Source organism: Hyphomonas sp. UBA3601 (assembly GCF_002375605.1).
Lineage (GTDB): Bacteria > Pseudomonadota > Alphaproteobacteria > Caulobacterales > Hyphomonadaceae > Hyphomonas.
In genome coordinates this window covers 115668-124157 of sequence record NZ_DFME01000127.1, presented here as the reverse complement: position 1 = coordinate 124157, position 8490 = coordinate 115668, and the positions used below count along the sequence as shown (strand labels likewise).

Here is an 8490-nt window from a genome sequence, read left to right as displayed (position 1 = left end):
CAGCATCGAATAGTACAGCCCGAGCGGGCTGACGGCACGTTCAAATGAACCGGCCCGGTCCAGCACCAGCAGGGCGCCTGCCGCCATCAGTACGAACAGAATTGGCCAGACAAGGGCAAACATGACGTCTGGTGGCGTGAGGAAAGGTTTGCTGAGCGCAGCGTACCAGGGGTCGGAACTGCCGCCCGAAATCACTGCTCCTGCTGCGGCGGCTGTCACCGTCGCTAGCAGGAGCAGTATCCCTGCCCCCCAGGGAAAGGCTTTCGCACTGGTGACCATCGACCACGCTTATACCTTCGAATGAAGTTTTCGTCATTTCCGAAACGTTAATTCGAGCCACAATGCTCTGATCGTCATCGCTTTTTTCCGTCGGTGCCCAAAATCCGGACGGGATTTCGCGACTGGTCCTCGTCCCGGTCCAGTATATCGCCCGGCTTGCAGTCCAGCGCGGCGCAGATCTTGTCCAGCGTCTCGAACCGCACGCCTTTGACGTGCCCCTGTCTTAGCTGCGACAGGTTCTGCTCGGAAATGCCGATTGCCGCGGCCAGTTCTTTGGACTTCATCTTGCGCAAGGCAAGCATCACATCGAGGCGGACTATGATGGCCATCAGATGAACTGCTCGTTTTCATGGGCGATGTCGGTCGCCTGAGTCAGGATCTGACCGATTACCAGGATCACCGCGCCAATCATCAACAAGATGACGGTATTGGAATTGATTCCAAGTGTGAGTGCCCGGTTACCCGGTCCATTGTCATAGGTCAGGCCGAGCACCATCAGCGTAGGCAGGATCAGTTGCACGGCAGCAAACAGAAAAATGTCCAGGCCCAGGAAGCGCACTGCCCGGACAGCGGCGGGCGCAAATACCACGCCTTTCTGGAACACGCTGAAGACACGCGCAGCGCCGATGACGATCAGGGTGAGGCTGAAATAGCCGATCGCTGCCAGGACATGCAGGAGCAGTTTCTTTCCCCCGGAATAAGAGACGTCCTCCCGGACATGCGGCTGAAGGCCCTCCCAGGCCGAATCCAGGATGGAGGATGAAGCGTCCATCAGGAAATAGGCTGCCACCATCAGGACGAGGATGAGGAGTGCGAGCCATTTCAAGACGCGGCAGACGAGGCGTGTCCGGTCAGGCAGGAGTGTGGGAGTGTTCATTATTCGTCCTTGCCAATTAAAAATTCATGTTTTACGTGAATTAGTTATTGAAAGAAGGGTATCTGCATGTTCGCCATTATCGCAAGGATTTTCGTCATCGGCGCAGGTGTTTTTCTGCCCATTGCCTGCGCAAGCGTGCCGGTGACCAGCCTGCCGAAACTCGCTGCGCTGGATCCGACGACCATGGATGCCAGCCAAGTCGAGGTCGCTGTGCGCGCGCCGGATGACTATGACTTGCCTGAGGACGCAGCAACGCTCGTTTTGTCAGTCTGGCAGGAAGAGGGGGACAAGACCCGGGAAGAGCTGTTCCACCTTGTCCCCGTGCCGGACGCGCCAACCCGTTTCCTGAACAAGCGCGCAAAGGCAGGGTTCATGATCCATCGGCTGCATATCCACCCAAAGGACGCGCCGCGCATGGACGATTTCCGCGCGCATATGCTGAGCCTCAAGGAGGCACCCGGCCAGAAAAGCCTGTCCGTCAGCGTCACCACGAGGCCCTGCCTGAAGCCGGGTGCCAATCCCTTGGACCCCCGTGTCGCCATCTATCTGCGCCCGGCACAGGATGAGGAATATTTCACCCTTGTGAAGGAGCGGAAAGTCTCGATTGAAATGCCGGATGGCGACGCACGTTATTGCGCGACAGACTAGGGCCTCACGGCCACTTCACGACAGGGGGCATGGAGGAGAGGATGCTCGTCACATTGCCGCCGGTCTTCAAGCCGAAGGTCGTGCCGCGGTCGTAGAGCAGATTGAACTCCACATAGCGGCCGCGCTGGATCAGCTGTTCCTCGCGTTGGGCTTCGCTCCAGGTCTGGTTCATGCGCCGGGCGACCAGTTTCGGGTAGATCTCCGCGAATTGCTTGCCGACTTCCTGTGTGAAGGCGAAATCGGCGTCCCAGTCGCCCGAATTGAAGCGGTCATAGAAAATGCCGCCCGTGCCGCGTGGCTCATCCCGGTGAGCGAGATGGAAATAGGTGTCGCAGGTCTCTTTCATCTGCGTGAAATCGGCGCCCGGATGCGTGTCGCAGGCGGATTTCATGGCGGCGTGGAAATCGACCGTGTCTTCGAAGTCTTGATCACGTTGATAATCGAGCAGGGGATTGAGATCTCCGCCGCCGCCGAACCAGGACTGGCTGGTCACCAGCATGCGGGTATTCATATGCGCGGCGGGCACTTTCGGATTGCGTGGATGCGCGATCAGCGAAATGCCCGAGGCCCAGAATCGGCCATCTGACTTGTCCGCGCCGGGGATTTGGGCAGCGAAGGCTTCAGAGAATGTGCCGTGGACTTCGGAGAAGTGGACCCCGACTTTTTCGAACACTTTGCCGCGCATCAGGCCCATACGGCCGCCGCCCAGGTCTTCGCTGCCATCGCCGCGTTTCCACTCGGTCAGTTCGAACCGTCCCGGTTCGCCTGAATAAAGGGGGCGTTCCGCCGCATTTTCCAGCGCTTCGAACCGCGCGCAGATGTCTTCCTGCAACACCCTGAACCAGTCGCGTGCGCGAGTCTTCTTCGTTTCGAGATCACCATCTGTCATGGCGCGACACATGGGGCGAGGACTGCGACACTTGCAAGCGCCCTGTTGTCACAGGCGCCAAGTCAGGATAACGCGCTGCCAATAGTAGTTTATGGGGAGGCACCCGCGCCCACTTGCCGCAATGTGCAAGGGGGCGGGCTCCTGTATGACGGGCCCAGATTTCTGCCTTCGCAAGGGACGGGATAAGCGTGACTGACACACCTGCACACGAACACGGCGAGATGATCGACGACGATCGCCGCAATTTCATTCACATCGCCACTGGAGCGGTCGCCTTTGGCGGCGCTGCCATGTTTGCCTGGGCCGCGGTTGACCAGTGGAACCCGGCCGCTGACACAAAGGCCGCTTCGGCGCTGGATGTCGATGTGTCCAAAATCCCTCTGGGCGGCGAGATCCGCGTCCTGATCGGCGGCAAGCCGTTCTTCGTGCGCCACCGCACAGCGGCTGAGATTGCTGCGGCCGATTCGGTGAATGTCGCGACATTGCGCGATCCCGAGACCGATGATGCGCGTCTGCGTCCCAAGGCTGACGGGTCGTTGAACCCGGCCATTCTGGTCACCTCGGGCTCTTGTACCCACCTTGGCTGTGTTCCGGTTGGTCCGGCGCAAGGCAATACAGGCGATTTCGGTGGCTGGTACTGCCCATGCCACGGCTCGCACTACGATACGTCTGGCCGCATCCGCAAAGGCCCGGCCCCCACAAACCTCCCGGTTCCGGATTACAATTACGTGTCCGACTCCGTGATCAACATTTCGCTTTAAGGGAAGGATACCGCAGATGAGTGGACACGAATCCTCCTACACGCCGACCAATGCCTTCACGAAATGGCTTGATACGCGTTTGCCGCTGGTCCGGTTTGCCCAGGACACGGCGATCAATTTCCCGACCCCGAAGAATTTGAACTACTGGTACACTTTCGGCGGCATCCTTGCCGTCTGTCTCGTGATTCAGATTCTGACCGGTATCATCCTGGCCATGCACTATGAGGCCAGTGTCGACGGCGCGTTTGCGTCTGTTGAGCGTATCATGCGCGATGTGCCGTATGGCTGGCTGCTCCGCTACATTCACGCCAATGGCGCGTCGATGTTCTTCCTTGCCGTCTATATTCACATGTTCCGCGGGCTCTATTACGGCTCCTACAAGGCGCCACGCGAAGTGCTGTGGATCCTTGGCTGTGTCATCTACCTTCTGATGATGGCCACCGCCTTCCTCGGCTATATGTTGCCTTGGGGCCAGATGTCCTATCACGGCGCAAACGTCATTACGTCGCTATTCGGTGCCATCCCGCTGATCGGCGAGAGCCTCCAGACCTGGATCCTCGGCGGACCATCGATTGGTAACCAGACACTGCAGCGCTTCTTCTCGCTGCACTATCTGCTGCCCTTCATGATCGCCGGCGCAGTCATCCTGCACGTCTGGGCGCTTCATGTGCCGGGCAACAACAACCCGACCGGTGTTGAGGTTCAGGACGTTGCGAAAGACACCGTGCCATTCCACCCGTATTACACGGTGAAGGACGCCTTCGCGATCGTGATCTTCCTGATCATGTTTGCCGTCTTCGTCTTCTACGCACCGAACGTGCTGGGCCATGCCGACAACTATATCGAGGCCAACCCGCTGGTGACGCCTGCGCACATCGTGCCAGAATGGTACCTGCTGCCATTCTACGCCATCCTGCGCGCCATCACGTTCGATCTCGGCCCGATCCCGGCCAAGCTGCTCGGCGTGATCTTCATGTTCGCAGCCATCGCGGTCCTGTTCATCCTGCCTTGGCTCGACACGTCGAAAGTGAAGTCCATGCGCTACCGTCCGGTGGCCAAGCAGTTCTTCTTCGGCTTTGTCGCCGTCTGCCTGCTGCTCGGCTGGTGTGGCGCGGCCAACCCGGACGATGCCGTCATTCCGGCGCTGCAGGGTGATCCGAAACTGGTGGTCAGCTATACGGCGGATGGTCAGGAAGCGACCAGCGAATACAAGGGTGGTGGCGAAGCCTATATCGACGCGAAACGGTTCATGGAGAGCCTGCCAGCTGACGCGAACCCGTCTCTGTCGGCTGTGCCGGCTCCGACCTTCATGTTCCGTCACTTCTCGTTGATCCTGACCTTCTGTTATTTCGGCTTCTTCGTTCTTCTGTTCTTCCTTGGTCTGACCGAGAAGCCGAAGGAATTGCCGGAATCGATCCATAAATCCGTGCTGAAGCGCCACAAGGCGTCAGCGTCGGCCGTGCCGGCTGAATAGGGAGCTTTGGGGAAAATCATGAAAGCGTTCCGCATTCTTACTGCCGGTCTTGCCGGTCTAATGATCGCCGCGTCAGCGCATGCTGCCGGCGGAGCTGCTCACCCGCACGAACCGGAAGAGGGCTGGCCCTTTGAAGGCGTGACGGGTCAGTTCGACCAGGCCTCGCTGCAGCGTGGCTATCAGGTGTACCAGGAAGTCTGTTCGTCCTGTCACTCCATGAAGCTGCTCAGCTACCGCAACCTCGGCGATCCGGGTGGCCCGTTCTATGACGAGGCCTATCCGAACCCGAACGACAACCCGTATGTGAAGGCTCTGGCCGCGCAGAACGAAATCCTCAGCCCGACGCCAAATGAAGTCGGTGACTATGATTTCCGTCCGGCGACGCCCGCCGACACATTCCGCAGCCCATATGCGAATGACAGTGCGGCCCGTGCGGCCAATGGCGGCGCTGTGCCACCAGACCTGTCAGTGATCTACAAGGCCCGCCATGATGGCGCGTCTTATGTGTACAGCCTGCTGGCAGGCTATCCGGATGAGGACGTATTCTCAGAGCGCGTTGTCGCTGAAGCATCTGACGGGGGCACGCCGGATGATCCGAGCGACGATACGCCTGCCGAAGTTCAGACCGTTATCGACGCGTCCAAGCTGCATATTGGTCATGGTGATGACCATTACGAAGGCTACCTGATCCAGAATGCCGGCCAGTACTACAATCCGTACATGCCGGGCGATACGGTTCCGCAATTCGAAGGCGATCCCCGCCATGCGCCTCCGGGTGGCTTCCTTGCCATGCCGCCGCAGCTCGTTCCGGGCCGCGTCGAGTATAGCGACGGCACCGAAGCGACCATCGACCAGATGGCCTATGATGTTGCGCAATTCCTCGCTTGGGCAGGTGAGCCGAAACAGACCAACCGCAAATCGCTTGGCCTTGCCGTGATGGTGTATTTTGGCATCCTCGCGATCCTGCTCTGGTTCTCCTACAAGCGCATCTGGCGCAACGTAGAGCACTAGGCAGTTCTGACAGAACCTTGAATTGACGACCCCGTCCCTGGCTGATCCAAGGGCGGGGTTTTCTTTTTCCGGAGCAGATCATGAGCAAATGGACCCTCGGCATTATCGGAGGCTCGGGCCTTTACGAAATTGACGACCTGGAAGACCGCCGCGAGGAACAGGTCGAGACTGCCTGGGGCAAGCCATCTGACGTGCTGGTGCGCGGCCGGATAGGGGAGGTGGAGCTGGTCTTCCTGCCGCGCCACGGAAGAGGTCACCGCATCACGCCGACCGAGGTGCCTTACCGCGCCAACATTGCTGCACTGAAGGCGGCGGGTGTGACGGACATCCTGTCAATTTCGGCTTGCGGCAGCCTGAAAGAGGAATACGCCCCCGGTGACTTCGTCGCCGCAGACCAGTTTATCGACCGCACCTTTGCGCGCGACAAAACCTTCTTCGCAGCCGGCATGGTGGCGCATGTCTCCATGGCCTACCCGGTCTGCCCGCGCCTGTCGGGGCTTGCAGCAGATGCGGCGGAGGCTGTCGGATCAAAGATGCATCGCGGCGGCACGTATCTGGCCATGGAGGGACCGCAATTCTCTTCGCTCGCGGAATCAAAACTCTATCGGCAATGGGGTTGCGACGTGATTGGCATGACCGCGATGCCGGAAGCCAAGCTCGCCCGAGAGGCCGAGTTGCCCTACGCTATTCTTTGCATGGTCACCGATTATGATTGCTGGCGGGCAGAAACCGAGGCGGTATCGGTGACGAATGTGCTGGAAATCATGGGCCAGAACAGCGCGGTGGCCCGTAAGGCTGTTGTCCGGCTTGCTGAAGCCCTGTCCGGAATGGAGCGTACGTCGGATCCGAACGGCACGGATACGTGTCTGGATTATGCGTTGATTACTGCGCCACAGGCGCGCGACCCGGATTTGCTCGACCGTCTTCAAGTGATTGCAGGACGTGCGCTCAAGGGCTAAGGTTTACCAACACTTAACCGGTCGCCATGCGGGGGAAGCATGGTTTACGGTGGACGCGTTGAGGGGATCTCAGAATGAGTGAAGCGCAATTCTACACATTCTTCACCGGCGGGCTCGGCCTGCTTATCGCAGCAGCATTGATGATCGCCTGGCAGCTTTGGCGGCTAAGGGATGAAGAACGCGATGGCGCGATCTCCGCCCTCGACGGCATCAGCCATGAGATGCGAATCAATCTCCAGCGCATGGTGAATGAGGTCGCCCAGATCGTCGACACGCAGGAAGCCGGACCAGATGTCCTGCTGCCGGTCCAGCATCCGCAGCTCGACGGTGTAAACGCTTCCCTGATCAAGACCAATCGCAATGCGATCGCCGTGATCGGCGCGACCTATCAGGAACTTGAGGCGCGCAAGATGGCATTGCGGGCGGTGCTGGCCCAGAAGCGCGATCTCAGCGCAACGCTCGACGACGCGATGGATGCGACGATCAACGGCATTGCGACGCTCTATATGTGGGAAGAGCACGCCGGTGTACGTCCTTCAGAGGCGGGCACTGTGCGCAGCTGGCACGTGCGCGACTGGATGAAAGCGCATGGCTTCTCGGCAAATTCCTTTCCGGGCATGCATCTGCGCGATGAAGTCGTTGAACGTCTGCGCCAGTACGGTCTGCACCTGACGCCGCGCCCGCTGACCCATACCGCCCATGAATATTACAGCATGCAGTATGACCGGAAAGCCGACCCGCATGCGCCGTTCTGGAAGCGCAAGCCGAAGACCGAGGAAGTCATGGCCGTCGCGGCAGCCGACGAAGCAGCTGAATATATTGATGAGGACTTCGAGGACACCCATGAGGGCGAAGCCGATATCACGCCGTCGGAAAACGTCGATGCCGCCCTGGCCGAGATTGAAGCGATGGACGACGACCTGCCGGAAGAGGACGAGGCCTATGCCGAGGAAGACTCCGACGAAGCCGGCCGCTTGCCCAACTGATCCCCGCTAGCGTTTGAACGTGCCCATGATGCCGCGCAGGATGTAACGGACGATCTCCCGGCTGGCCGTTCGGGCTGCCTGATTTCCCGCTTTCTCGAGCGAACTCATCCGGCGGGAGCTACGGCGCGTGGTCGTTTTCTTTTTCTTCTTGTCCAGCTCGGCCTGAGCCTTGGCCTCTTTCTTGGCAAGTTCCTCAGCTTCCTTTGCGGCTTTCACTTCGCGCGCTTCCAGCACTTCATAGGCCGACTCACGGTCAATTGACTTCTCGTACTTTCCGGCGACGGGACTGGCATTCTGGACCGATTTGCGCTCCGCGTCCGTTGCGGGGCCAAGTCGTGAGGCTGGTGGGCGGATCACGGTCCATTGTACCACGCTTGGCGCGCCCTTGGCGTCCAGCGTTGAGACCAGTGCCTCGCCAACGCCAAGCTGGGTGATGACTTCCTCTGTGTCAAAAGTCTCATTCTCGCGGAAGGACTGCGCCGCGGCGCGTACGCCTTTGCGTTCGGCGGGCGTATAGGCGCGCAGGGCATGCTGCAGCCGGTTGCCCAGTTGTGCGAGCACGCTTTCCGGCAGGTCGCGCGGGTTTTGGGTAACGAAATAGACGCC

11 protein-coding genes are annotated in these 8490 nt (G+C 59.6%); 6 read left to right on the top strand and 5 right to left on the bottom strand.

Annotation, left to right across the window (positions count from 1 at the left end; all coding sequences use genetic code 11):
• The 3 genes from B4F73_RS14405 to B4F73_RS14395 form a co-directional block, all read right to left on the bottom strand.
• Window positions 1-279 (bottom strand): TspO/MBR family protein (locus tag B4F73_RS14405; RefSeq protein WP_290483599.1); only part of this gene is annotated, 279 nt, incomplete at its 3' end.
• Window positions 280-353: 74 nt separating this feature from the next.
• Window positions 354-608, bottom strand: a complete 255-nt coding sequence (locus B4F73_RS14400) for a helix-turn-helix domain-containing protein (protein WP_051607399.1) — start codon at window positions 606-608, stop codon at window positions 354-356.
• Entirely contained in the window at window positions 608-1156 is a 549-nt protein-coding gene (locus B4F73_RS14395) for a DUF2975 domain-containing protein (protein WP_290483598.1), read from the bottom strand. Before B4F73_RS14395 ends, B4F73_RS14400 begins: the two co-directional genes overlap by 1 nt.
• Before the next feature lie 66 nt (window positions 1157-1222).
• Here B4F73_RS14395 and B4F73_RS14390 point away from each other — a divergent pair, with 66 nt between their 5' ends.
• Window positions 1223-1804: a hypothetical protein gene (locus tag B4F73_RS14390; protein ID WP_290483597.1), complete on the top strand. Its 582-nt coding sequence runs from the start codon at window positions 1223-1225 to the stop codon at window positions 1802-1804.
• A gap of 4 nt (window positions 1805-1808) precedes the next feature.
• Here the strand turns inward: B4F73_RS14390 and hemF are convergent, their stop codons facing one another.
• Window positions 1809-2693, bottom strand: coding sequence for an oxygen-dependent coproporphyrinogen oxidase (gene hemF / locus B4F73_RS14385; protein WP_206991366.1), 885 nt, complete (start codon window positions 2691-2693; stop codon window positions 1809-1811).
• Between the two features lie 221 nt (window positions 2694-2914).
• Here hemF and petA point away from each other — a divergent pair, with 221 nt between their 5' ends.
• The 5 genes from petA to B4F73_RS14360 all read left to right on the top strand — a co-directional run bounded on the left by petA (window position 2915) and on the right by B4F73_RS14360 (window position 7884).
• A complete protein-coding gene (gene petA, locus B4F73_RS14380; RefSeq protein WP_034810468.1) occupies window positions 2915-3454 on the top strand; it encodes a ubiquinol-cytochrome c reductase iron-sulfur subunit in 540 nt (179 codons plus the stop codon).
• A 16-nt stretch (window positions 3455-3470) separates the two neighbouring features.
• Window positions 3471-4928 (top strand): cytochrome b, encoded by a 1458-nt coding sequence (locus B4F73_RS14375; protein WP_034810469.1) that lies wholly within the window; start codon window positions 3471-3473, stop codon window positions 4926-4928.
• An 18-nt stretch (window positions 4929-4946) separates the two neighbouring features.
• Entirely contained in the window at window positions 4947-5939 is a 993-nt protein-coding gene (locus tag B4F73_RS14370; protein ID WP_034810471.1) for a cytochrome c1, read from the top strand.
• Between the two features lie 80 nt (window positions 5940-6019).
• A complete protein-coding gene (locus B4F73_RS14365) occupies window positions 6020-6898 on the top strand; it encodes an S-methyl-5'-thioadenosine phosphorylase (RefSeq protein ID WP_206991364.1) in 879 nt (292 codons plus the stop codon).
• 74 nt (window positions 6899-6972) lie between these two features.
• Entirely contained in the window at window positions 6973-7884 is a 912-nt protein-coding gene (locus tag B4F73_RS14360; protein ID WP_290483596.1) for a hypothetical protein, read from the top strand.
• A 6-nt stretch (window positions 7885-7890) separates the two neighbouring features.
• Here B4F73_RS14360 and B4F73_RS14355 read toward each other — a convergent pair.
• A partial coding sequence (locus B4F73_RS14355; protein ID WP_290483595.1) for a helicase HerA-like domain-containing protein occupies window positions 7891-8490 on the bottom strand: 600 nt, incomplete at its 5' end.